The sequence below is a fragment of the Agromyces sp. NPDC057679 genome, assembly GCF_042799635.1.
Taxonomy (GTDB): Bacteria; Actinomycetota; Actinomycetes; order Actinomycetales; family Microbacteriaceae; genus Agromyces.
Window position 1 is genome coordinate 993,980 of record NZ_JBHVIK010000002.1, and the last position, 23,252, is coordinate 1,017,231.

The window sequence follows — 23,252 nt, forward strand, 5'->3', positions numbered from 1 at the left end:
TGGGGCAGAATCGAGGGCATGAGCGTACGCACCCCCGATCCCGACTGGAATCCCGGCGACGAGCCCGTCGTGCGTCCACCGGCGAACCCGGGCTGGCTGAGCGATCTCGAGCTCGCCGAGGTGCGCGGTCGCCTGCCGCTGCTCTACGTCGAGGCCGTTCCCGTGCGCGTCGACGGCCTCGGGCAGGTCACCGAGGTGGGCGTGCTGCTGCGCGCGAACGCCGTCGGCGAGATGACCCGCACGCTCGTGTCGGGGCGCGTGATGTACGGCGAGACCGTCAGGGACGCCCTGTTCCGCCATCTCGAGAAGGACCTCGGGCCGATGGCGTTCCCGCTGCTGCCCGCGAGCCCGGTGCCGTTCACGGTCGCCGAGTACTTCCCGCTGCCGGGCATCACGCCGTTCACCGACGAGCGGCAGCACGCCGTGTCGCTCGCCTTCGTCGTGCCCGTGACCGGCACGTGCGAGCCGCGCCAGGACGCACTCGAGGTGACCTGGATGACGCCGGCCGAGGCGGTCGGCGACACGGTCGTGAGCGAGATGGAGGGCGGGCGGGGCCTGCTCGTCAAGCAGGGCCTCGCCTCGGTGGGCGCGCTGCGCTGAGCGCAGCGGCCGGGCCGTGGCCTCAACGGACCAGTCGCACCTCGTGGATCTCCTCGCCGAGGAACGGCACGTGCTGGTCGGCGCCGTCGGCGGTGAAGCCGTTGCGGGTGTAGAAGCGGTGCGCGCGGGGGTTGTCGGAGGCGACCCAGAGGTAGACCGGGTCGGTGCCGACGGCCGCATCGAAGAGCTTCTGGCCGATGCCCGTGCCGTGGTAGGCGTCGAGCAGGTAGATGAAGTAGAGCTCGCGCTCGCGCGGGGCGTTCTCGTCGCGGGCGGGGCCCGAACCGACGAATCCGACGATCTCGCCGTCGACGAGCGCGGCGAACTGCGCGTACTCCTCGCCGCGTTCGGCGTAGTGGTTCCAGAGCTCGGCCATGCGTCGCGGCGAGAGCTTCTCGAACGCGGCCGAGCTGATCAGGTGGTCGTACGTCTCGTGCCAGCAGGTCGCGTGAACCCGGCCCAGCGCTTCGACGTCGGAATCGCGGATGGGACGGACGACGACTTCGGCAACGACTTCGGTGCTCATGCCCCCGAGACTAAGCCAGTCCGTCGCCGCCGCGAAATCGAGGCGGGCTCGACGGATCGGGAACCTCGGCGGGGCATCCGGACATATCAGTGCATGGCCACTCTCACGAATCCGCGATCGGTGCGCCGCCCGGTTAGGCTTGGCCGACCATGGGCGAAGACGGGCGGACCGACGCGGCGCTCTGGCTCGAGGCCACCTCGGGCACAGAGGCGTCGTTCGGCGTGGTCTACGACCGTTACCGCGCCCGCGTCTTCCGGCGCGCCTTCGCGCAGGTCCAGAACGTCTCCGATGCGGAGGACATCGTGGCGGTGGTCTTCCTCGAGGCCTGGCGGCGTCGCAAGGACGTGCGCTTCGTCGACGGCTCGCTGCTGCCGTGGCTGCTCGTCGTGACCACCAACGTGACCCTCAACACCCAGCGCGCGGCGCGGCGCCACAAGCGGCTGCTCGCGGCGATCCCCGCCGCCGAGCACGCCGTCGATCCCGGGCACGAGATCGAGGAGCGCCTCGACGGGCAACTGCTCAACGGGCGACTGCAGGCGGCGCTGCGCCGGCTGAACCCCGCAGAGCGTCGGGTGGTCGAACTGTGCTTCATCGAGGAGCTCCCGCTCGCCGACGCCGCCGCCGCGCTCGATGTGCCGCTCGGTTCGGTCAAGTCGCGGCTGTCGCGCGCCCGCCGCAAGCTGCAGGCCGAGCTCGGCGATGCGGTGTGGCCGGGCGACGCGGCGGCGAGCGAAGCGTCGGCACCCCTTCCGCGCGCGGCCGACGGACTGGAGGTGACCGGATGACCGGCCCCGAGATGCGTCCCGAGCGCGCCGAAGCGATCCGCGCGATGCTCGTCGAGCACGCCCGCACCGAACCGGCCGTGCGTGCGCGGCGACGTCGCAACCGCGTCGTCGGCTGGGGCGGCCTCGGCGTGCTCGCCGTCGGCGTCGCAGCCACGGCCGGGACGATGCTGCTCGCTCCGGAACCGGTGACGGAGAGCGCGTACGTCCTCTGCATGAGCGAGGCGAGCCGCAACTCCGACGGCTCCTATCCCGGTTCGGGGGCGATGGTCGCGGAGGGGAGCGGCCTGCCGACCGATCCGATCGAACTCTGCACGCTCATGTGGGAGTCGGGGGCCCTCGAGCCCGGTTACGACCCGGTCGCTCCGGAGAATCCACCCGGCAGGGTGCCGCGCGACCTGCAGGTCTGCGTCATGAGCGACGGCGCCGCCGCCGTCGTGCCGTCGTCGAACGAGTCGATCTGCGCGGCGCTCGGCCTGGCCGAGCCGAAGGACTGAGCCGCCGCCGGCCTAGCCGAGGGTGCCGGTCGGCCGGAAGACGAGCGACTTGACCCGGTCGTTGAAGGCGCCGAGGCTGCTGCAGTACGGCGTGCAGTTCAGGCGGCTGCCGCCGTACGACGTGGCCGTGTAGGCCGTCGCCCAGCACCCGTTGAGACCCGTGAGCGAACTGACCGAGGTGTTCCAGCCCGACGACAGGGAGGAGAACCCGTACGTCGCTCCGAGGCAGCCGTTCGCTCCCCAGAAGGTGAGGCTCGAACCTCCCTTGGAGGCGTCCTTGTAGATACGGCCGACCCCGACCGATGCGGTCGCGGCGGCGAGGCGCGAGTCGGCTGCGGCGATGGAGCGCCGCTCGAGGAACCGCTCGACCTCCTCGATCGACGAGAAGCAGACCGGCTCGGGTGCGTCGAGGCCGAGCTCCTCGGCCGCGGCCGCGACGCCGATGTCGAGCGCGCAGTGCTCCCCGGCGGCCGTCGCCACGAGCGCCGTCTGCTCGATCGAGGCGGAGCCGGCCAGGAACGGCTCGGCGCTCGCCGGCAGGGCCGGAGCGAGCGCGCCGATCGTGAAGGCGAGCGCGGTGGCGGTGGTCAGGACGGCGCGGCGGATCGGCATGGAAGGCTCCCTCGGGTCGGGTGGGCTCAGTCTCGGAGTACGGGCTGAACTGGTATGTCCGGATGCCAGAAGAAAGTTCCACGAATCGGGAACCTTTTCCGCGCACCCGGACATACCTGTGATGAGGGAAGGGGTTGCGATGCGACGCACGAAGACGATGGCCACCACGCTGCTGGTGTTCTCCGCCGCAGTGATGGTCGCCCTGGCGATGGTCGTCGGCGGAGAGATCGGCCGAGCCGTCATGCCGGGGGTCTAGGCGCGCATCGCCACCGACCGGGCCGAGGGGACGCGGCCCGATCCCGTCGGGGGACGGGAGCGCGGGCCGGTGATTCGGGGGAACACCGGCCCGCAGCAACGAGGCCCGTGGAGTCGAACTCCACGGGCCTCGTTGCATTCACGGAAGGGCTCAGCCCTGCGCGCGCCGATTGGTGCGCGAGTTGCGCGACGGCGAAACGAGGCTGCCGACGCGGATCGGCTGCTTGGCCGCGCCGCGCGAGCTGCTGCCGCGCTGGGCGCCGCTCGTCTGCGCGCCGCGGCTCTGGCCCGAGCCCTGCTTGGGCGCGTTCGACTTGGTCTCGGCGGGACGGCCCGAGCGGTCGCGGCGCGGGGCGCCGGCCGAGACATCCGACTGACCTGAACGGCCGCGGCCGCGGCCGCGCCCGCCCTGCGACTGGCCCTGGCGTTCGCCGCCCTGGCCCTCGCGGGCCGCGCGCTTGCGCTGCGCGTTCGCACCCTGCGAGCGCCCGCCGCCCTGCTGCGGCGCAGCCGCGCGGGGCGCGGGCTTCACGTACGGCGCGACGTCGCCGACGAGCTTCACGACCTCGGGGGTGGTGGGCACGGCGGGCGACGGGGTCACCGTGATCGCCGCCTTGCGGAGCAGCTGCTTGAGGTCCTGGAGCTGGCCCGGCATCGCGATCGTCACGACGTCGCCCTCGCTGCCGGCGCGCGCCGTGCGGCCCGAGCGGTGCAGGTAGGCCTTGTGCTCCATGGGCGGGTCGACGTGCACCACGAGCTCGATGTCGTCGACGTGCACGCCGCGCGCCGCGACATCCGTCGCGACCATGACCTTCGCCGAGCCGTCGGAGAACGCCGCGAGGTTGCGGTCGCGCTGCGGCTGCGACAGGTTGCCGTGCAGGTCGACGGCGGGGATGCCGGCCTCGGTGAGCTTCTTCGCGAGCTTCTTCGCGTGGTGCTTCGTGCGCATGAAGAGGATGCGGCGGCCCATGCCGCTCGCGAGCGTCTTCACGAGCTCGAACTTCGTGTCGGCGTCCTCGGTGAGGAAGACGTGGTGGGTCATCGCCGCGACGGGCGAGTTCGCCTCGTCGACCGAGTGCAGCACCTCGTTCTCGAGGTAGCGCTTGACCAGCTTGTCGACCCCGTTGTCGAGGGTCGCCGAGAAGAGCAGGCGCTGCCCGCCGCGCGGGGTCTTGTCGAGGATGCGGGTGACCACGGGGAGGAAGCCGAGGTCGGCCATGTGGTCGGCCTCGTCGAGCACCGTGATCTCGACGGCGTCGAGGTGCACGAAGCCCTGCTTCATGAGGTCCTCGAGGCGGCCGGGGGCGGCTACGACGATGTCGACGCCGGCGCGCAGCGCCTCGACCTGTCGCTTCTGGTTGATGCCGCCGAAGATCGTGGTGACCTTGAGGCCGTAGGCGTCGGCGAGGGGCTCGATCGTGCGGGCGATCTGGGTGACGAGCTCGCGGGTCGGGGCGAGGACGAGGCCGAGCGGCCGGCCGGCGCGGCGCTGGCCGCCGGCGAGGGTGGTGCCGAGGCGCGCGACCATGGGCAGCGCGAAGGCGATCGTCTTGCCGGAGCCGGTCTTGCCGCGGCCGAGCACGTCGCGGCCGGCGAGCGTGTCGGGCAGCGAGTCGGCCTGGATGGGGGTGGGGACGGTCTTGCCGTCGGCCGCGAGGACCGCCACGAGAGGGGCGGGCACGCCGAGCGTTGCGAAGGTGATGTCGGTCACTGGTGCCTTTCAGGGCATGGTTCACCGCGCGCCGACACGGAAGTGCGTCGGACCCGGCGGTGGGAGTGTGGCGAAGGCGCCGGTCGGCGCATCCGTTCGCCGTATGAGAGTCATCGGGCGGCTCGATGAGGAGCCGGGCCCGGAAGCGTTTCTACGACGCAGGCGGCGCGATCGTCGCGCGCACCGCCAGCCAGCATAGCGGATGCCCCTGTGCGGACGCCGTCAGCGGGGCATCCGCTCACCGACGGGCACCTCGGCGCGCAACGTGCTGCCCTCCTGCGCGAGCGGGCAGGACCACGACGGGTCGTAGGCGCACGAGGGGTTGTACGCGAAGTTGAAGTCGACGACGAGGGTGTCGGCGTCGGAGCCCGGCCCGAGGTCGGCGCCCTTGATCGTGTCGAGCAGGTACCGCCCGCCCCCGTAGGTGCCGCCGGGCGCCCCGGCGAGCGCGTCCTTCACGGGGAGGAACAGGCCGCCGCCGTACCCGGTGAGCCGCCAGACGTCGAGCGTGCCGAGGTAGGGCAGCCGCACCGTGCCGACGAGCGTGAACGGGATGACGCCGTCGGTCGCGCTGTCGACCTTCATCCGCTGCGGCTCCTCGGTGCGCCGCACCTCGAGCTCGAAGCGCCAGTCGGGGTCGTAGCGGGCGACGGTGAGGCCGGTGAAGCGCGCGCGGTCGTCGGGCAGCAGCGGCGACTGCGGATGCCCCGCGAAGAGCTCGTCGCGACCCGAGATCCAGAGGGCGTGGCCGGCCGCGGGGTCGTGCACGCTGAGCTGGCGCACGCCCGCGTAGAGGCCGAACACGCGTCGGCGCCAGTCGGCGAGCTGGAGGGCGCCGATCGAGTCGGTCATCGTCGGGTCTCCGATCCGCGGGCGTCGGCATCGGCGGTGCCGGGCGGATCGTAGGACCAGCCCGGTGCGAGTTCGCGAAGCCGTCGCCCGCGCCACTGCCAGAACAGCCAGGTCGGGTACCAGGCGGCCGCATCCCACGGGCCTGCGCTCGCGAGCAGCCGGTCGCGGTAGAGCGTGCGGCCGTCGGGAAGCGCGGACACCGCCATCCGGTGATCCCATCGGCGGAACACCGCGAGCGGACCGGTGATCGCGCCGCCGCCGTCGCGGAGCATCCGCACGCCCTCGGGCAGCCCGCCCGGGAAGCTCACGTCGACGAACTCCTCGCCCGCGGGGAAGCGACGGAAGGCGAGCGCGCGCACCCGGTGCCGGCCCTCGGGCCAGACCGTCGGCAGACCGCCGGGTTCGAGCGAGGAGAAGTCGAGCCACGGCGCCACCACCTCGCGCAGCACCGCGGGGCTCCGGATCGCGCGCCACGCCGCATCCGGCGTGCAGTCGAGCGTGAGTTTCAGGAGCACCCGCATGTGCCGAGAGTAGGCCGGAGCCCTCGTCGCTGCCAAGGGATCCGTGGTGATTCCCGGCTCGCGACCGGGGCCACCGCCTAGACTCGCGCCATGCCCGATGCCCTCTCGTGGTTGCCGTCGCTCGTCGTCTTCGGGGCGGCCGCGGTCGCCCTCGTCGGCGCCGTGGTGGGCCTGCGCCGAGCCGGCGCCCGACGCGAGCGGGCCGAGCTCGCCGCCGGCCGTGACGCCGAGGTGCGGGCGAAGCAGCTCATCGTGCGGGCCGACGAGGCCGTGCGCGACGCCGAGCGCGAGATCGCCTTCGCCGGCGCGCAGTTCGGCGACGCGGCCGCGCGTGACACGCGAGCGGCCGTCGAGGTCGCCCGCGGCCGCCTCCGCGAAGCCCTGCTCCTGCAGCAGCGGCTCGACGACGCCGAGCCCGACACCGCGGCCGCGCGCCGGAGCTGGAGCGCGCGCATCGACGACCTCTGCCGCTCCGCGCTCGCCGCGATCGACGACGTCACCGCCGAGCTCGGCCGCCGCCGCAGGCTGGAGCGCGGCGCGGGCGACGAGCTGCCCGCGCTGCGCGACGACGCCGCGGCGCTCGCACGACGACTCGGGGCCGCCGAGCCGCGCCTCGCCGACCTCGCCTCGCGCTTCGCGCCGACCGCGCTCGCCGGGGCGCAGGCCGCCCGCTCCCGTGCGGCGGCGGGCCTCGACCGCGCCGGTGCGGCGCTCGGCGAGGCCGAGGCGCTCGTCGCGCGAGCGCAGCCGGCTGCGCCGGTGCTCGCCGACGCCGCCGACGCGATCGAGCGGGCCGGGCGCGATCTCGACGAGGTCGACGGACTGGAGGCTGCGCTCGACGCCGCGCGCGTCGAGGCGGAGCAGGAGGCGGCTCGGCTCGGCGAGGAGCTCGCCGCCGCGCGCGCCGAACGCGACGGTCACGCCGACCCCGACTCGGCGTCGGCGCTCGCGGCGGCGGTGGGCGAGGCATCCGCCGTGCTCGCCGCGCGCGCCGAGCATCGGGGCGACCCGTTCCTCGATCGCGACCGGCTGCGCGCCGCCCGCGACCGGCTCGAGGTGGCCCGAGCGGCGGCCCGCACCGCGCAGAGCCGCATCGACGGTGCCCTGGGTGCGCTCGGCGGGGCGATCTCGATCGCCGAGAGCCAGCTGCGCGTGGCCGAGGCGGCGATCGCGCGCGGTCGCGGCGGCGTCGGGGCCGCCGCGCGCACGCGGCTCGCCGAGGCCGAACGGCAGCTCCGGATCGCACGGCAGGAGTCGGACCCCGTCCTCGCGCTCGACGCGGCCCGCCGGGCGAACGCCCGGGCGAGCGACGCCGAGGCGCTCGCACTCTACGACGCGCTCGGCCGGGATGGTGCGCGCGGCGGGTAACCTGTCGCGGTGAGCACGACGACGGATCCCTTCGGACAGGCCAAGTACCAGGTGCGGTTCGACTGGGGCGCGGCCGGTGCCGATCGCATCGTTCCCGGCGTGCACGCCGTCGTGCTCGTCGACGCCCTCTCGTTCACGACGGCGGTCGTCGTCGCCGCGGAGCACGGCACGGCCGTGGCACCGTGGCCGAGCGGCGACCCCGAGGAGGCGGCCGCCTTCGCCGCCGAGCGCGACGGCGTCGTGGCCGTTCGCCGGGGCGAGGCCGGCCCCAGCCTGTCGCCCTCGAGCTTCATCGACGCACGCGGCGCCGCTCCGCTCGTCGTGCTGCCCTCACCGAACGGCGGCGCGCTCGCGCACCGGCTCGGCGTGCTCGGCGTCCCGGTCATCGCGGCCTCGATGCGCAACCGCACCGCGGTCGCCGAGCGACTGCTCGCGCTGCAGGCCGAGCACGGCGACCGGTTCATGATCGCGGTCGTCGCCGCCGGCGAGCGGTCGGGGATCGGGCAGGCGGGCGGCTCGGCGGAGCCGGGGTCGCCGCTCGCCGACGGCACTCGCTTCGCCATCGAGGACCTGCTCGTCGCGGGTGCCGTCATCGACGCCCTCGTCGCGCGCGGCGTCGACCACACCTCGCCCGAGGCGGCGGTCGCGTGCGCGGCGTACGAGGGGCTGCACCGGGCCACGCGTCACCTCATCAGCGCGTCGGGCAGCGGCGTCGAGCTGCGCGAGCACGGCTCCGGCGCCGACACGGTGCTCGCCGCCGAGCGCGACGTCACCGACGTCGTGCCGGTGCTGCGCGACGGGGTCTTCAACGCCGAATAGGATCTCTGCATGACGACGGCGACCAAGCGAGGCATCCTCGCCCTCGTCACCGCCCTCGTGCTCGTCGCCCTCGGTCTCGGCGTCGCGTTCGCGGTGGGCGACGCGCTCGGCATCCGCACCGAGCCGAGCGAGCAGATGCAGCCGGCCGCCGCCGCCGTGCCCGACGTCGCGCCGCCCGTGGCGCCGCCCGAGTTCACGACGCTCGACGTGCCCGACACCGTGCGGTTCGAGGTCGCGGTCGACGAACTGCGCGACGCCGTCGCCGACGCGCCGGCACGCGAGGGCGAGGCCTCCGTCGCGGTCGAGCTGATCCCCGGTCAGGAGGCGGATTCGGGCCCGGGCGACGACGGGTACGAGCTGCGCGGAGACGCCTCGGCGCTGCGCATCGTCGCGTTCACCGAGGTCGGCGCGGTGCGCGCGATCTACGACCTCGCGGCCCAGGTGCGGGCGGCCGCACCGATCGCCGAACTCGTCGGCGTGCACGAGCCCTCCCGGCTGCCGCTGCGCATGACGGACCTCGGCGCCGTGGGCGTCGAGCCCGACCCGGCCGAGTGGGAGACGGGCGACGACTACTCGCACGCGTCGAAGGCGTTCGCCGCGGTCGTGCAGCCCGAGGCGCCGTACATCGACGAGTCTGCGCTCGCCGAGGCCTACGACGACTTCGACGAGTTCCTCCGGCACTCGCTCGCGAACGGGTCCAACGCCGTCGCGTTCCCCGGGTTCGTCGAGTTCGTGACCTTCGACGAGGCGCCGGGCGGCCCAGTGTACGCCGAGGGCGACGAGCACCGCGACCGGGCGCTCGCGCTGCGCTCGGCCTTCGCGCCGTTCTGGGCGCGCGCCGACGAGCTCGGCGTGCAGGTGTTCCTGCGCACCGACATGCTCGCCCTCACCGGCCCGCTCGAGCGCGCCCTCACCGACCGCTTCGGCTCGCTCGACACCGAGGACCCCGAGTTCTGGAGCGTCTACACCGCGGGGCTCGACGAGCTGTACGAGGCGGTGCCCGCGCTCGACGGCGTGCTCATCCGCATCGGCGAGGCCGGCGCGATCTACGACGTCGGCGGCTGGGACTACTACTCGGCGTTGAAGGTGACGACCGTCGACGCCGTGCGCACGATGCTCGGGGCGTTCACCGGGCAGGCCGAGGCGTCGGGCCGCGAGGTGATCTTCCGCACCTGGAGCGTCGGCGTCGGTGCCGTCGGCGACATGCACACGAACGACGCGTCCTACGAGGCCGTGCTGGGCGGCATCGACTCGCCCGCGCTCATCGTGTCGACCAAGTACACGCTCGGCGACTTCTACAGCTGGCTCCCGCTCAACCACACGCTCGAGCAGGGGGCCCAGCGCCGCATCGTGGAGTTCCAGAGCCGGCGCGAGTTCGAGAACTTCGGCGCGTTCCCGAACGACCTCGGACCGCAGTACCAGTGGGCCCTCCAGCAGCTGCTCGCGGCCAACGATCGCATCGAGGGCGTCTGGGTGTGGACCCAGGACGGCGGCCCGTGGCGGGCCGGCCCGATGTCGCTCACCCTGAAGGCCGGGTTCTGGCAGCTGTACGAGCTCAACACGCAGCTCGCGGCCGAGCTCGCCCGCGATCCCGACGCCGACGTCGCCGCGATCACCGCGGCGTGGGCGCGGGAGTGGTTCTCCGACGACCCCGCCACGGTCGAGGCGATCGTCGGGGCCATGAGCCGGTCGCGCGAGGCGATCGAGCAGGGCATGTACATCGAGCAGTTCGCCGAGCAGCGCGTCTTCGCGATCGGCCTCGAACCGCCGCCCATGATGTGGATCTTCGAGTGGGACATCCTCACCGGCGACTCGGCCGTGCTCGACGTCATGTACTCGATCGTGCGCGACTCGGCGGGCGGCAGCGGAGCCGACGGTGTCGACGCCGCGATCGCGAGCGGGGCGGAGGCGGTGGCCGCGGTCGAGGAGATGCGCGAGACCGTGACGGCGACGGATGCCTCGAGCTGGCGCTCGCCCGAGCTGCGGGAGGCGTTCGTCTCGACGCTCGACTACGAGCTCGACACCCTCCGTCTGCTCGAGGCGTATCGCGCGCTGATCCTGCACCAGGGGCAGTGGCACGACACCCGCTCGCCCGACGCCCGCGAGGCGTGGGAGGCCGACCGCGACCGCTTCGACGAGCTGGCCGCCGAGCATCTCGCGCGGTACGACGGCGACCTCGACCACCCCGCCTTCAACCTCACGGCCGCGCAGCTCGGCATCGATCGCACCGAACGCGACCCCGCGATGGCGTGGGCCGCCCGCGTCCTCCTGGTGCTCGCGCTCGCCTGGCTGGTGATCGGCGTGCTCTCCTCGCGCACCCGGCTCGTCGCACGACCCGGTGCCGCCGCCGCGAGCGCGACCTGGGTCGCGTCCATCCGGCCGTGGCGGGCCCGCGAGACGACGCTCGGCCTGTACGACCTCGACCGCTGGCTGCTCATGCTCGTCCCGGTGGCACTGCTCGTCGGCACCCGCGCCGTGCAGACGTCGTTCCTGTCGTGGACCCACCTCGCGGTCGTGCTCGGCGCGTGGACCGTGTTCGCGCTCGTGCTGCGGTTCTGCGTCGGGCGGCGTTCGCCCTGGCCGGTGATCGCGGCGGTCGGCGGCGTCGTGGTGCTCCGCTGCATCGTGACGCTCGTCGCGCTGTCGTTCACCGGACCGGGCGGCTACTGGTTCGCGTTCTGGACCGACCCGGTGCTGCGCACCGCGTACGTCGCGCTCGCCTTCGCGCTGTTCGTCTGGGTGTTCGTCGCCGCCGGGTGGGCGCTCGCGGGGCAGGTCGGGGCGCGCCGTGCCGTCGGCTTCGTGCTCGCGGCCGTCGGCGCCGGCCTGCTCGTGCCGTCGGCCGTCGTCGGCGCGATCGGGCTCGAACAGGCGCTGACCCTCTGGAACGACGAGCTGGGCCTGCTGCCGTGGGGTCTCGCGAGGATCCTCGGCATCACGACCTACCTCGACATCCCGGGCGAGACGGCCTGGTACGCGGCCGGGTTCGCGGCCGTGCTGCTCGTCGCCGGGGTGCTGCTGGCGCTGCCGAAGCGACGGGGCGCGGGCTCGCGCGGCTGACGGGCGCCGGGTCGGGCAGACCCGCTCGACTCGGGACCCGCGAGACCGTCAGGCCGCGCGTTCGGGTTCTGCCGACTCGGTCGCGACGGCCGCGGCGGGCGCGGCGGGCGCGGATGCCAGGGGTTCGGGCGCCGCGGGTGCGGGCTCAGCGAGCAGGGGCTCGTCGAAGAGGGGCTCGGCGAGCTCGTTCGACGCCCGCGACCGGCTGCTCTTGCGGGCGCGGTGCGCCCGCACCTTGGCGCGGTTGCCGCAGCGCTGCATGGAGCACCAACGGCGGGTCGCCGCGCGCGAGGTGTCGAGGTACACGATGTCGCAGTCGTCGCCCGAGCACTCGCGGATGCGCTCGAGGTTCGCGGGGGCGAACAGGTCGACCGCGTCGCGTGCGATCGTCGACAGCGCCTGCGGCACGGTGTGCACCGAGCGGCCGGCCTGGCGGGAGCCTCCGGCGAGCGACGGCGGCACGTCGGGCGTCGCCGCGTAGAGGTTCACGAGGTCGACGTCGCCGGAACGCGGCGCCTCGCGGCGGCTGGCGGCGAGGGCCATGCGCGCGATCGCGTCGCGGAGCGCGACGGCGTCGAACAGGTCGCGGGACCGTGCGACGCCGACGGGGACGGGGAATCGCTCGCGCAGCCAGGCGGTGAGGTCGTCCGGGGAGTGGAGGCGTTCGACGCCGGCTCCGGCCGCGGTGCCCCCGATCGACCCGGTCGTCGCGAAATCGAGCGCGAACGAGCCTGAGTCGAACCACCAGCGGACGCCCTCGGCGGGAATGAGCCACTGCCCGATGGGGATCGAGACGGTGGAGACGGGCATCCGTCCAGCGTAGTGGTACCGGAGGGTCAGCCGACGGCCGCGCTCGCCGCCCTGCGTCGCACCGCGGGCGTGATCTCGCGATGGTGCCAGACGATGAGATTGGCCCGGTCGAAGCCCCGCCGGCAGAGACCGCAGCTCAGCGGGCGGGTGGGCTGCCGGTAGCGGAAGTGCTCGTGTCCGGCCGGGCAGCGGCCGACCCACGGCGCGAGTTCGTGGGCGACCTCGCCGTCGTGCGTGCGTCGTCCGACGTAGCCGAGCTCCGCGCCGACGGCCGCCCACTTCGGCCCGTGGGCCGCACGAGGGCCGGCGATCGCGTGCGCGACCTCGTGCAGCAGGATCTGGTGGATCTCGTCGTCGTCGTAGCGGGCCGCGAGGTAGCGCGACACCGAGATGCGCTTGGCCGTGTAGTTGCAGAGACCCGCGCGCTTCTTGGCGTTGTCGAACTCGAAGCTCCACACGGCCGGGTCGAGATGCAGCACGATGAGCGCCTCCGCCCAGCGCCGCACTCGATCGAGATCCGCCATGGGATGAGAATAGCCCCGCCCGCCCCCTCCGGGGAGGGCTTCGGCACCCCCGAACGGGGCGTCGCGGGGGACGAGCGGTCCCGGCGGCGGGCTCAACCGGCCGGTGCGAGCCCGACGGCGAACATCCGGTCGTCGCCGTCGCGCGGCGAACCCCGCCCGTCGGTGTTGTTGCCGATGAACCAGAGCCCGCCGTCGGGGGCCGCGGCGACATCGCGGATCCGGCCGAACTCGCCCGTGAACCAGGGCGTCGCCGCGAGAGCGGTCCCCGCACCCGAGCCGATCGCGGGCGCGACCGCCCAGACCCGTTCGCCGCGGAGCGCCGCGAGGAAGAGCGTGTCGCCGATCACGGCGAGCCCGCTCGGGCTCGCCTCGCCGGTCGCCCACTGCTGCACGGGGTCGGTGAAGCGAGGGTCGCCCGCGGCGCCCTCCACGACGGGCCAGCCGTAGTTCGCGCCGCGGTCGATGCGGTTGAGCTCGTCCCACGTGTTCTGGCCGAACTCCGCGGCCCACATGCCGCCCGAGGCATCCCACGCGAGACCCTGGGGATTGCGGTGCCCGAACGACCAGGTGTAGTTGCCGAAGGGGTTGCCGGGCGCGGGGTCGCCGTCGGGCGTCATCCGCAGGATCTTGCCCGAGAGCGAGTCGAGGTCCTGCGCCGCGTCCCCGTCGCCGGCGTCGCCGGCGGTCGCGTAGAGCATGCCGTCGGGTCCGAATGCGAGTCGCCCGCCGTTGTGGTTGCCCGCCTTGGGGATGCCGGTGAGCACCTCCTCGGGCGCGCCGAGCGAGAGCGATCCCCGCGCACCGCCCAGGGGCATCCGCACGATCCGGTTGTCATTCGCGGCGGTGAAGCACGCGTAGACGTACGGCGGACGGTCGGCGTCGCCCGGCAGGAGCGCGAGCCCCATCAGCCCGCCCTCGCCGCCGGCGGCGACACCGGGAACGGCGGTGACGACGCGGAGGCCGCCGCCCGGCAGCACCTCGACGATGTCGCCGCGGTCGCGCTGCGAGACGAGGGTGCCGCCGCCCGGCAGCACGAGGATCGACCACGGTGCGTCGAGCCCCTCGGCGACGACCGACACCCGGCCCGACGGCTGCAGCACCTCGGGCGGGGGCGCGGGGGTCGTGCTCGGGGTCGGCGTCGCGCTCGCCGAAGGCGCGGGCGTCGGCGTGCGGGAGGGCGTCGGCACCGGCGGCTCGGCCGTGCAGCCGAGGAGCGCGGCGACGACGAGAGCCGAGCAGGCGGCGCCGAGCGCGCCCCCGATCGGGCGCCGGGCGGGCGCGCGGGGCGTGCGCGAGCCATCCACCGCCCCGTCGCCGCCCGAGCGTCGCATGCCGCCTCCCCTCCCCAGTCTGCGCGACGCGGCGGCAGAATGGGAGGATGCGGCCCGCGATCGACCTCAACAGCGACCTCGGCGAGTCGTTCGGCGCCTGGCGCGTCGGCGACGACGAGGCGATGTTCGGCCTGGTGTCGAGCGCGAACGTCGCCTGCGGGTTCCACGCGGGCGACCCCGTCACGATGCTCGAGAGCGCCCGCCGCGCGGTGCGCCACGGCGTCGCGCTCGGCGCGCACCCCGGCTATCGCGACCTCGTCGGCTTCGGTCGGCGGGCGCTCGACGTCGCCCCGGGCGAGATCGCCGCCGAGGTCGTGGCGCAGCTCGGCTCGCTCGACGCGCTCGCCCGCCTCGCGGGCACGCGGGTGCGCTACGTCAAGGCCCACGGGGCGCTCTACCACCGTCTTGCGGGCGACCGTGCCGCGGCGCACGCCGTCGTCGAGGCGATCGCGGCGGCCGACCCGACGCTCGCCGTGCTCGGCCCCCGCGCGAGTGAGATCGAGTCCGCCGCCGAGGCCGCGGGCCTCGTCTTCGCCCGCGAGGCGTTCGTCGATCGCGGCTACACCGCCGACGGCTCGCTGAGCCCGCGCGGCGAGCCGGGCGCGATCGTCGACGACCCGGCCGCGGCCGCCGACCGGGCGCTCGAGCTCGTCGAGACGGGCGGCATCACCGCCGACGACGGCAGCCGGCTCGAACTGGCCCCCGACTCGCTCTGCCTGCACGGCGACACCCCGGGCGCGGTGGCGATCGCCCGCGCCGTGCGCGCCGCGCTCGAGGGAGCGGGGCATCGCATCGAGGCGTTCGCGTGACCCGGCGCCTGCTGCCGAGCGGCGAGTCCGCGCTCCTCGTCGAGTGCGACGACCTCGACGAGGTGCTGGCGCTGCACGACGCGCTCGCGGCCGAACGCCGGCCCGGCGTGGTCGAACTCGTGCCGGCCGCGCGCACGGTCCTCGTCGCCGTCGATCCGGCGGTGCTCCCGCTCGAGTCGCTCGAGACGTGGCTGCGTCGCATCCGGGTCGGCGGGGCGGCGACGACCGCCGCCGTGGTCGGCGAGGCGGTGATTCCGGTGGTCTACGACGGCGACGACCTCGACGAGACCGCGGCGCTGCTGAGCGTCTCGCCCGAGGCGCTCGTCGCCCGTCATCTCGCCGCGTCGTGGCGGGTCGCGTTCGGCGGCTTCGCGCCCGGCTTCGGCTACCTCGTGAGCGACGACTGGCCATTCGAGGTACCGCGCCTCGGCGCACCGCGGGCCCGGGTGCCCGCAGGATCCGTCGCGCTCGCCGGAGCCTTCGCCGGCGTCTACCCGCGGCAGAGCCCCGGCGGCTGGCGCCTCATCGGCCGCACCGACGCCGTGCTCTGGGACGCAGGCCGGGTCGAGCCCGCCCTGCTCGCGCCCGGTCGGCGGGTGCGCTTCGAACGGGCGAGCGGATGACCCGCGCGCTCGTCGTCGAGTCGCCCGGCCCGCTCGCGCTCGTCGAAGACCTCGGCCGGCCGGGGTTCGCGCATCTCGGGGTGACGGGCTCGGGCGCCCTCGACCGCGGCGCCGCGCGGCTCGCGAACCGGCTCGTGGGCAACCCCGACACCGCCGCCCTCGTGGAGGTGCTCGTCGGCGGGTTCCGGGCGCGGTTCGCCGGCGGCGCCTGCTGGTTCGCGGTCACAGGCGCGTGGGGCCCGGTCGCCCTCGACGGGCGTCCCGTGGCGCCGTACACGGCCGTCCGCGCTCCCGACGGCGGGGTGCTCGAGCTCGGGCCCGCCGCTCGCGGGCTCCGCTACACGCTCGCGGTGCGCGGCGGGGTCGACGAGGCGCCGGTGCTCGGCTCCCGCTCGCGCGACACGCTCTCGGGCCTCGGCCCCGAGCCGCTCGGGCCGGGCAGAGTGCTCGCGATCGGCGCCGAGCCCGGGACATCCGTGCCGCTCATCGACCAGGAGGCCGCCTTCGCACCGCCCGAGGGCGCGGTGACGGTGGCCCTGCGCCCGGGCCCGCGCGCCGACTGGTTCACCGAGGAGGCCCGGGCGACGCTCTTCGACGCGCCGTGGCGGCTCTCGGAGCAGGCGGATCGCATCGGCGCGCGGCTCCTCGGCCCGGCACTCGAGCGTCGGGGCTCGGGCGAGCTCGCGAGCGAGGCGACGGTGCCCGGCTCGGTGCAGGTGGCGGGCGACGGGCGGCCGACGATCCTGCTCGCGGATCGACCGGTGACCGGCGGATACCCGGTGGTCGCGATCGTCGCGGCCTCGTCGCTCGACTCGGTGGCGCAACTGTGGCCGGGCCAGGAGGTCCGGTTCCGGCACGCCTGATCCGTCTGGAAATTACTCTTCACAACTTCGAGCGGGTATGGAAGTATCTTCCAAAACCCTACGACTCGGAGGTCCGATGATGCCCCTCGACGACACGCGCGACGATCACGCGACGCACCCCGGAGGCGCCGAGCCTCCCGCCGTCTCCCCGGCGGGCCTCCACCGGCGCGGCTTCCTCACCCTCGCCGTCGCGGGGGTCGCCGCGTCCGCCCTCACCGTGATGGTGGGCAGCCTCGCCCCGACCCCGGCGTTCGCCGCGGGCACGGCAGCCGGCACCGCCGGCGCCGCGATCACGGGCCCGCGCAAGCGCGAACTCCGCGCCATGTGGATCTCCTCGGTCGTCAACATCGACTGGCCCAGCCGCACCGGCCTCACCGCCGACGAGCAGCGCGCCGAGTTCCTGCACTGGCTCGACGTCGCCGAGCAGTTCAACCTCAACGCCGTCTTCGTGCAGGTGCGCCCCACCGCCGACGCGTTCTGGCCGAGCCCGCTCGAGCCGTGGTCGCAGTACCTCACGGGCGTGCAGGGCCAGGACCCGGGCTACGACCCGCTCGCCTTCATCGTCGAGGAGGCGCACGCCCGCAACCTCGAGCTCCACGCGTGGGTCAACCCCTATCGCGTCTCGATGCAGGCCGACCCGGCGAAGCTCGTGCCAGAGCACCCGGCGCGCGTGCACCCCGAGTGGGTGTGGGCGTACGGCGGCAAGCTCTACTTCGACCCGGGGCTGCCCGAGGCGCAGGAGCACATCCAGCGGGCGATCCTGCACTCGGTCGAGCACTACGACCTCGACGGCGTGCACTTCGACGACTACTTCTACCCCTACCCGGTGGCGGGGCAGACCATCCCCGACGCCGCGACCTTCGCCGCGCACGGCGCCGGCTTCGACGACGTCGCCGACTGGCGTCGTCACAACGTCGACTCCTTCGTGAGCTCGATCTCAGCGCGCATCAAGGCGCTGAAGCCCTGGGTGAAGTTCGGCATCAGCCCGTTCGGCATCTGGCGCAACCGCACGACCGACCCGCTCGGCTCGGAGACCGGCGGCTCGCAGTCGTACGACCTGCAGTTCGCCGACACGCGCAAGTGGGTGCTCGAGGGCTGGCTCGACTACATCAACCCGCAGATCTACTGGCAGATCGGACTCGCCGTCGCCGACTACGCGAAGCTCGCACCCTGGTGGGCCGACGTCGCCGCGACCTCGGGCACGCACCTCTACATCGGCGAGGCGCTCTACAAGGTGACCTCGGGCGCCTTCACCGACCCGGCCGAGCTCTCGAACCACCTGACGATGGACCGCGGGATCGACGCCTCGGGAACGCCCGTGCACGGCAACGTGTACTTCTCCGCGAAGCACGTGCCGGCCGACCCGCAGGGCTCGATGTCGCGGGTGCTCGCCGACCACTACGCGCACCCGGCGATCGTGCCGGCGATGGAGTGGCTGCCCGCGACGGCGGTGCGGGCGCCGGTGCTCACGCCGCCGGAGCGCGGCGACGCGGGCGTCGTGCTGCAGTGGCAGGATGCGGCTCCGCCGACGAGGCGGGCCACCTCCTTCGCCGTGTACCGCGTCGAGGGCGACGGGGCGATCGACGTCGAGGATGCCACGGCGCTCATCGCCACCGTCCGTGCGGGTGCGGGCGTGGTGCAGCGCTTCACCGACGACTCGGCGGAGGCGGGCCGCTCCTATTCGTACGCGGTGACGGCGCTCGACCGGGTCTGGAACGAGAGCGCGCCGAGCCGGGTGCGCACGATCGGCTGAGCCGGGCCGCGCGCTCGAGTGCGCGCCGGGGTCACCGCCCCGGCTTCGCGAGGAAGATCGAGCGCGCGGGCGGCGGCGACGGCACCGCCGTGGCGTCGGTCACGATCGGGGCACCGGCGATGAACCGGCGGAGCTCGTCGCCGTCGACGAGCTTCGCCGGCGCCGGGTCGCTCGCGAGCCGGCGGGGCATCTCGTCGAACGGCAGCGGCGCGTTCGAGGCGTACATGACGACGTTGCCGAAGCGGCGGCCCTTCAGCATGCTCGCGTCGGCGGCGATCGCCACGTGCGCGAAGACGTGGGCGAGGGTCGCCGCCTGCGAGCGGGCGAAGGCGAGGCCCGCACCGTCGGCCACGTTCACGGCGACGATGCCCCCGGGAGCCAGCCGCGGGGCGATGAGCCCGTAGAACTCGACGCTCGTGACGTGCGCGGGCGTGCGGGCCCCCGAGAAGATGTCGACGATCGCGAGGTCGACGGCGCCGTCGAGCCCTCCGGGAAGCTTCGCGAGGACCTCTCGGGCATCGCCGTGCCGGACACGGAGTTGTGCGCCGCGGGGGAGCGGCAGGTGCTCGCGCACCAGGTCGACGAGCTCGGACTCGAGTTCGACGACCTGCTGGCGCGAGCCGGGCCGGGTCGCGATGACGTAGCGCGGCAGGGTCAGCGCCCCGCCGCCGAGGTGCACCGCGGTGATCGCCTCGCCCTCGGGTCGCACGAGGTCGGCCGCATGCCCGATGCGGCGCACGTACTCGAAGCCGAGCCAGTCGGGCCGCTCGAGCTCGACGTGCGACTGGGGGGTGCCGTCGACGTAGAGGGTCCACGAGCCCGGCGTCTGCCGCGACTCCTCGAGGTGGGCGAGGTGCCCGCTCACGGCGAGGCGGCGTTCGAGCGACTGGTCGGGGGAGGGCACGAGCCCACGCTACCGCCCGACGTGCAGCGCCGGCTGGGAGTGCGGTGCCCGCCGGGGGCCGACGCATCGGGCGCGGCTCAGCAAGCGCCCCACAGCACGAAGTCGAGCCGTTCACCCGTGAGCACCGCGGCCGGGTGCGGCCCGTGCGCGGCCAGTCGCTCGACGAGTCCGTCGGGGAGGCCCGTGGGAGCGGCGACGAGCACGGTGTTGCCCTCCTCCGTGCCCGCCAGCACCGCGGCGTCGCCGGTGACGAGCAGCTCGGCCGACGGCGCCGCTCGCGCGACCGCCCGCGCCTGCGCCCGCAACCGGGCGAGCCCCGCTGCGTCGGCCACGTTCACGACGAGGAGCCCCCGAGGGGAGAGCAGCCCGAGGCATCCGCCCATGAACTCGCGCGTCTCGACGAAGTCGGGCGCCTGCAGGTGGTCGTAGAGGTCGACGACGACGAGATCGAAGGCCGGCGCGGAGCTGAGTTCGGCGATGACGGATGCCGCGTCGCCGATCTGCACGACGATGTCGGCGCCGGCCGGCAGCGGCAGCCGCGCGAGCACCCGGTCGATGAGTTCGCCGTCGAGGTCGACCACGTGCTGCACCGAGTCGGGGCGGGTCGCGGCGAGGTAGCGGGGCAACGTCATGGCGCCGCCGCCGAGGTGCAGCGCACGGAGCGGCTCGCCCGGCAGGCCCACCGCGTCGATCACATGCCCGATGCGTCGCACGTACTCGAAGAAGAGGTGCGTCGGGTCGGCCGCGTCGACGTGGGACTGGGCGGTGCCGTCGACGAGCAGCGTGAGACCCGTCGACGAGAAGATGTCGGTCTCGAACTCGATGCGCGGGGGTGTCGGCGCCACGGAAGCATCGTCCCACGCGAGCGGCCGAGTCGGAGCCGGTGGAGCGGAATGAGCAACGATTGCTCAGGCGCGGCCGCCGCCCGATGCTCCATGCTGGGGTTCGACGCCGAAGGAGGCCGGATGCACGCGATCTACGACGAGCTCGGGGGCGGCGACGGAGTGCGCACCGCGGTGACGGTCATGTACCACCGCATCGTCGCCGATCCCGAGCTCGCGCCCTGGTTCGAGGGCATCGACACCGATCGGCTGAAGGCCCATCAGCGTGCGTTCCTCGCCGCCGCCTTCGGCGGGCCGCAGGTCTTCACCGGGCGACCGATCCCCGAGGCGCACCGCGGCATGGAGATCACCGACGACGCCTTCGACCGGGTGGTCTCCGCATTGATGACCGCGCTCGCCGACCTCGGCGTCGCCAAGGAGGCCGTGAACACCGTCGGCGAACGCCTCGAGGGGATGCGCGGCGACATCGTCGGCGCGTAGCTCGCCGGGGCCGCTCGCAGGGGCGCTCGTCAGGGCTGCAGCTCGTGCCGCCCGCGGATGCCGAGCTTCGTGTACGTCGACTGCAGGTGGTTGTTCACCGTGCGCGGCGACAGGAACAGCCGCTGCGCGATCTCGTTCGAGCTCAGCCCCTGCGCGGCGAGCGAGGCGATCTCGCGCTCGCGCGGGGTGAGCGGTTCGGTGCCGTCGGTGAAGCAGAGCAGCGGCGTCCGTGCGCCCTCGCAGGCGGCCGCGAGCGCCGCGGCCCGTTGCAGATCGGCGGATGCCTCGCGCCCGCGCCCGCCGGCGCGGGCGGCCTGGCCGGCCGAGGCGAACGACTCGGCGGCGAACAGCAGTCCGCCGAGGCGCTCCCACTCCTCGCCGACGCCGCGCAGCATCGCCGCGTCGGCCGAGGCCTCGGCACGCGCGTGCCGGCTTCGGAGGGCGATCTCGGGCGCGCCCGTCCGCTGCGCGAGGGCGGCGAGCCGCTCGGCCGCCTCGGCGACGCGCGCCCGCGGGCCGATGCGGGCGAGCGTGTGCAGGAACGACGCGGCCACGTGGAACGCGCCGAGCGGCAGCACCTGGTCGACCCGGGTGAGCAGGATCCTCGCCGCCGATTCGGCGTCGCCCTCGGTGCGGGCGAGCCACGCGTCGGAGAGCGCCGTGAGCGTGTCCTCGCGGTCGTAGCCGGCCTCGAAGCGTCCGCGCAGCTCCCTGGCCCGTTCGAGGTCGCCCTGCATGCACGCGATCACGGTGAGGAACCCGAGGGAGGGGCCGCGCAGCGACGCCGGCCCGCGCAGCTCGGCACCGCTCAGGCTGTCGCGGAACCAGCGCGCGGCCGTGTCGAGCCGGCCCGACGCCCAGAACTGGCGACCCATGAGGAACTCGGCGTGCCGGGCCGTCAGCTCGTCGTCGTTGCGGATCGCGTCGTGCAGCATCTCGATCGTCGTGCGGCGGGCGTCGTCGTAGCGGTCGCTCTCGATGAGGGCGTAGGCGTAGGGCACCTGCGCGCGACGCTTCGGAATGTGGGCGTCCTCGTCGGAGGCGTAGGCCACGGCGGCCTCGGCCTCGGCGAGCGCCTCGGCCGAGCGCTGCATCTGCGAGAGCGGCATCGCGCGGGCGAGTGCGACGATCGCACGCTCGACCGGGCTGTCGCCGAGGCGGCCGTCGGCCTCGTCGACGAGCGCGAGCGCCTCCTCGGCCCGCAGCAGGTGCAGCACGAGCGTCGCCTTGCCGATGAGCAGCATGGGCAGCTGCTCGGGCAGGGCCCGCCCGATCTCCTCGAGCAGGCGGATGCCCCGTTCGCTGCCGAGCGGGTCGCCGCCGTAGATCTCGGCCCGCTTCGTCGCGATCGTCGCGAGCGCCGCCCCGGGATGCTCGGTCGCACGGGCCGCCGTCTCGGCGTTCGCGAGCGCGGCGAGCGCCTCGTCGCCGCGGCCGAGCGACCACAGCAGCTCTCCGTGCATGAGATGCGCCGAGGCATCCGTCGCGCCCGCGCCGATCGCGGCGGACGCGAGCCGTTCGGCGGTGCGGTGGTCGTGCGCCCGTCGCGCGAGGTCGGCCGAGCGGATCAGCAGCTCGGGGTCGGAGGGGCGGCCGGCGTCGAGCCGCCACATCGCGATGCGGAGCTCGTCGACGACCGTCATCGGGCCGTTCGCGACGACATCGGCCTGCTCGGCGAGCAGCGAGATCGCCCGGATGCGGGGGAGCGACTCGCGCACGGCGCCGGCGTACTGCGGATGCGCGAGGGTGATCGCGATGCCGTGGCCGGACTCGTCGACCCGCACCATGCCGCGCAGCTCGAGCTCGGCGAGCGCCTCGGGCGCGCCGGGCCGCACGAACTCGTCGATGCCGAGCGGTTCGCAGAGCGCCAGGCGCTCGACGGCGTCCCGCTCCTCGACGCCGAGGTTGCGCAGGCGTGCGCGGATCAGGTCGCGGAGCGCCGGGGTGCCGACCGGGTCGCCGTGGAGCTGCCAGAGTCCGCCCGTGTGGGCGAGGGTGCCCGCCTCGACCGCGCCGATCGCCAGTTCGCGGAGGAAGAGCGGGTTGCCGTGGGAGGCGCCGTGCAGCTCGACGGCGTCGCGATGCGCGATCGGGGCATCGAGCGCGAGCGCGAGCAGTTCGCTCACCTCGTCGAGGTCGAGGGGGGCCACATCGATGCGCAGCGAATCGGGCGAGGCCGCCACCGGGAGGGTGCCCTCCGGCATCGGCTCGCCCTCGGGCAGGGTCGCGATGAGGGAGATCGCCCCGGCGGCGACGAGCTGGGCGATGAGCGCGACCGAGACGGTGTCGGCCGCCGAGAGGTCGTCGACGGCCAGGATCGCCGGCCGACCGGCGGCGAGCTCGGCGATCGTCGCGTTCGTCGCGCTGAACAGCGCCAGCGGGTCGGTCGTCGCGGGCAGCGTCGGGTGCTCGACGCCGCGCGCGAGCGCCGGTGCGACCGTCGCGAAGGGCACCGACGACAGTGCGGGGTTGCCGCTCGCGGTGAGCACGAGCCATCCGGCCTCGGACAGGCGGTCGCCCACCTCCGACTGGATGCGGCTCTTGCCGATGCCCGACGGACCGTAGAGGAAGACCGAGCGCGCCTCGCCCGAGGCGAGCGCGCCCGTCGCGCGAGCGACCTGGGGTTCCCGACCGACGAGCGGCCATGGCCGGTCGAGCGTCGGTTCGGCTTCGGGCGCGGAAGCGGGATCGGTCGGGGCCATCGCCGCCT

Annotated in this window: 22 protein-coding genes; 11 read left to right on the plus strand and 11 right to left on the minus strand. The window is 74.3% G+C overall.

Annotated features, from left to right (window positions below):
- Positions 1-18: 18 nt before the first annotated feature.
- Positions 19-600 (plus strand): NUDIX hydrolase family protein, encoded by a 582-nt coding sequence (locus tag ACFVAJ_RS11525; protein WP_376944217.1) that lies wholly within the window; start codon positions 19-21, stop codon positions 598-600.
- Between the two features lie 22 nt (positions 601-622).
- On the opposite strand, the gene ACFVAJ_RS11530 is transcribed toward ACFVAJ_RS11525, so the two are convergent.
- The gene (locus tag ACFVAJ_RS11530; RefSeq protein WP_157423176.1) at positions 623-1,126 is read right to left on the minus strand and encodes a GNAT family N-acetyltransferase; all 504 of its coding nucleotides are present in this window, start codon (positions 1,124-1,126) and stop codon (positions 623-625) included.
- Positions 1,127-1,275: 149 nt separating this feature from the next.
- Here ACFVAJ_RS11530 and ACFVAJ_RS11535 point away from each other — a divergent pair, with 149 nt between their 5' ends.
- Both ACFVAJ_RS11535 and ACFVAJ_RS11540 read left to right on the plus strand, forming a co-directional pair.
- A complete protein-coding gene (locus ACFVAJ_RS11535; protein WP_376944219.1) occupies positions 1,276-1,911 on the plus strand; it encodes an RNA polymerase sigma factor in 636 nt (211 codons plus the stop codon).
- Positions 1,908-2,405 (plus strand): hypothetical protein, encoded by a 498-nt coding sequence (locus ACFVAJ_RS11540; protein WP_376944221.1) that lies wholly within the window; start codon positions 1,908-1,910, stop codon positions 2,403-2,405. The genes ACFVAJ_RS11535 and ACFVAJ_RS11540 overlap by 4 nt, the downstream gene beginning before the upstream one ends.
- A 12-nt stretch (positions 2,406-2,417) precedes the next feature.
- Here ACFVAJ_RS11540 and ACFVAJ_RS11545 read toward each other — a convergent pair whose 3' ends face one another.
- The 4 genes from ACFVAJ_RS11545 to ACFVAJ_RS11560 form a co-directional block, all read right to left on the minus strand.
- On the minus strand, positions 2,418-3,017 hold the full coding sequence (locus tag ACFVAJ_RS11545; protein ID WP_376944223.1) for a hypothetical protein: 600 nt from the start codon (positions 3,015-3,017) through the stop codon (positions 2,418-2,420).
- Positions 3,018-3,423: 406 nt separating this feature from the next.
- Positions 3,424-4,983 (minus strand): DEAD/DEAH box helicase, encoded by a 1,560-nt coding sequence (locus ACFVAJ_RS11550; RefSeq protein WP_376944225.1) that lies wholly within the window; start codon positions 4,981-4,983, stop codon positions 3,424-3,426.
- A gap of 222 nt (positions 4,984-5,205) precedes the next feature.
- Positions 5,206-5,835: a DUF1684 domain-containing protein gene (locus ACFVAJ_RS11555; RefSeq protein ID WP_376944227.1), complete on the minus strand. Its 630-nt coding sequence runs from the start codon at positions 5,833-5,835 to the stop codon at positions 5,206-5,208.
- A complete protein-coding gene (locus ACFVAJ_RS11560; RefSeq protein ID WP_376944229.1) occupies positions 5,832-6,356 on the minus strand; it encodes a hypothetical protein in 525 nt (174 codons plus the stop codon). The genes ACFVAJ_RS11555 and ACFVAJ_RS11560 overlap by 4 nt, the downstream gene beginning before the upstream one ends.
- Before the next feature lie 90 nt (positions 6,357-6,446).
- On the opposite strand from ACFVAJ_RS11560, the gene ACFVAJ_RS11565 reads away from it, so the two are divergent.
- Genes ACFVAJ_RS11565 through ACFVAJ_RS11575 form a run of 3 tightly spaced genes read left to right on the plus strand, consistent with a single transcriptional unit; the run spans position 6,447 to position 11,603 of the window.
- Positions 6,447-7,724, plus strand: a complete 1,278-nt coding sequence (locus tag ACFVAJ_RS11565; protein WP_376944231.1) for a hypothetical protein — start codon at positions 6,447-6,449, stop codon at positions 7,722-7,724.
- Between the two features lie 9 nt (positions 7,725-7,733).
- Complete coding sequence (locus ACFVAJ_RS11570) at positions 7,734-8,543, plus strand: 2-phosphosulfolactate phosphatase (RefSeq protein ID WP_376944233.1); 810 nt, start codon at positions 7,734-7,736, stop codon at positions 8,541-8,543.
- Between the two features lie 9 nt (positions 8,544-8,552).
- Entirely contained in the window at positions 8,553-11,603 is a 3,051-nt protein-coding gene (locus ACFVAJ_RS11575; RefSeq protein WP_376944235.1) for a hypothetical protein, read from the plus strand.
- 48 nt (positions 11,604-11,651) lie between these two features.
- Here the strand turns inward: ACFVAJ_RS11575 and ACFVAJ_RS11580 are convergent, their stop codons facing one another.
- The 3 genes from ACFVAJ_RS11580 to ACFVAJ_RS11590 form a co-directional block, all read right to left on the minus strand.
- Positions 11,652-12,413, minus strand: a complete 762-nt coding sequence (locus tag ACFVAJ_RS11580; RefSeq protein ID WP_376944237.1) for a CGNR zinc finger domain-containing protein — start codon at positions 12,411-12,413, stop codon at positions 11,652-11,654.
- Between the two features lie 26 nt (positions 12,414-12,439).
- Positions 12,440-12,937, minus strand: a complete 498-nt coding sequence (locus ACFVAJ_RS11585) for a SprT-like domain-containing protein (protein ID WP_376944239.1) — start codon at positions 12,935-12,937, stop codon at positions 12,440-12,442.
- A 92-nt stretch (positions 12,938-13,029) separates the two neighbouring features.
- The gene (locus ACFVAJ_RS11590; RefSeq protein WP_376944241.1) at positions 13,030-14,268 is read right to left on the minus strand and encodes a PQQ-dependent sugar dehydrogenase; all 1,239 of its coding nucleotides are present in this window, start codon (positions 14,266-14,268) and stop codon (positions 13,030-13,032) included.
- A gap of 47 nt (positions 14,269-14,315) precedes the next feature.
- On the opposite strand from ACFVAJ_RS11590, the gene ACFVAJ_RS11595 reads away from it, so the two are divergent.
- From ACFVAJ_RS11595 to ACFVAJ_RS11610, 4 genes are all read left to right on the plus strand, one after another.
- A complete protein-coding gene (locus ACFVAJ_RS11595) occupies positions 14,316-15,077 on the plus strand; it encodes a LamB/YcsF family protein (protein ID WP_376944243.1) in 762 nt (253 codons plus the stop codon).
- On the plus strand, positions 15,074-15,700 hold the full coding sequence (locus ACFVAJ_RS11600) for an allophanate hydrolase subunit 1 (protein WP_376944245.1): 627 nt from the start codon (positions 15,074-15,076) through the stop codon (positions 15,698-15,700). Before ACFVAJ_RS11595 ends, ACFVAJ_RS11600 begins: the two co-directional genes overlap by 4 nt.
- Positions 15,697-16,563 (plus strand): biotin-dependent carboxyltransferase family protein, encoded by an 867-nt coding sequence (locus ACFVAJ_RS11605; protein ID WP_376944247.1) that lies wholly within the window; start codon positions 15,697-15,699, stop codon positions 16,561-16,563. Before ACFVAJ_RS11600 ends, ACFVAJ_RS11605 begins: the two co-directional genes overlap by 4 nt.
- Positions 16,564-16,639: 76 nt before the next feature.
- Positions 16,640-18,316: a glycoside hydrolase family 10 protein gene (locus ACFVAJ_RS11610; protein ID WP_376944249.1), complete on the plus strand. Its 1,677-nt coding sequence runs from the start codon at positions 16,640-16,642 to the stop codon at positions 18,314-18,316.
- A 31-nt stretch (positions 18,317-18,347) separates the two neighbouring features.
- Here the strand turns inward: ACFVAJ_RS11610 and ACFVAJ_RS11615 are convergent, their stop codons facing one another.
- Both ACFVAJ_RS11615 and ACFVAJ_RS11620 read right to left on the minus strand, forming a co-directional pair.
- Entirely contained in the window at positions 18,348-19,220 is an 873-nt protein-coding gene (locus ACFVAJ_RS11615; protein ID WP_376944251.1) for a spermidine synthase, read from the minus strand.
- 77 nt (positions 19,221-19,297) lie between these two features.
- Positions 19,298-20,065, minus strand: coding sequence for a spermidine synthase (locus ACFVAJ_RS11620; RefSeq protein ID WP_376944253.1), 768 nt, complete (start codon positions 20,063-20,065; stop codon positions 19,298-19,300).
- Between the two features lie 120 nt (positions 20,066-20,185).
- Between ACFVAJ_RS11620 and ACFVAJ_RS11625 the strand changes: the two genes are divergently transcribed.
- Positions 20,186-20,542 carry a group 1 truncated hemoglobin gene (locus ACFVAJ_RS11625; RefSeq protein WP_376944255.1) on the plus strand — a complete coding sequence of 119 codons (357 nt, stop codon included), beginning with the start codon at positions 20,186-20,188 and terminating at the stop codon, positions 20,540-20,542.
- Between the two features lie 29 nt (positions 20,543-20,571).
- On the opposite strand, the gene ACFVAJ_RS11630 is transcribed toward ACFVAJ_RS11625, so the two are convergent.
- A complete protein-coding gene (locus ACFVAJ_RS11630) occupies positions 20,572-23,244 on the minus strand; it encodes a LuxR C-terminal-related transcriptional regulator (RefSeq protein ID WP_376944257.1) in 2,673 nt (890 codons plus the stop codon).
- Positions 23,245-23,252 lie beyond the last annotated feature (8 nt).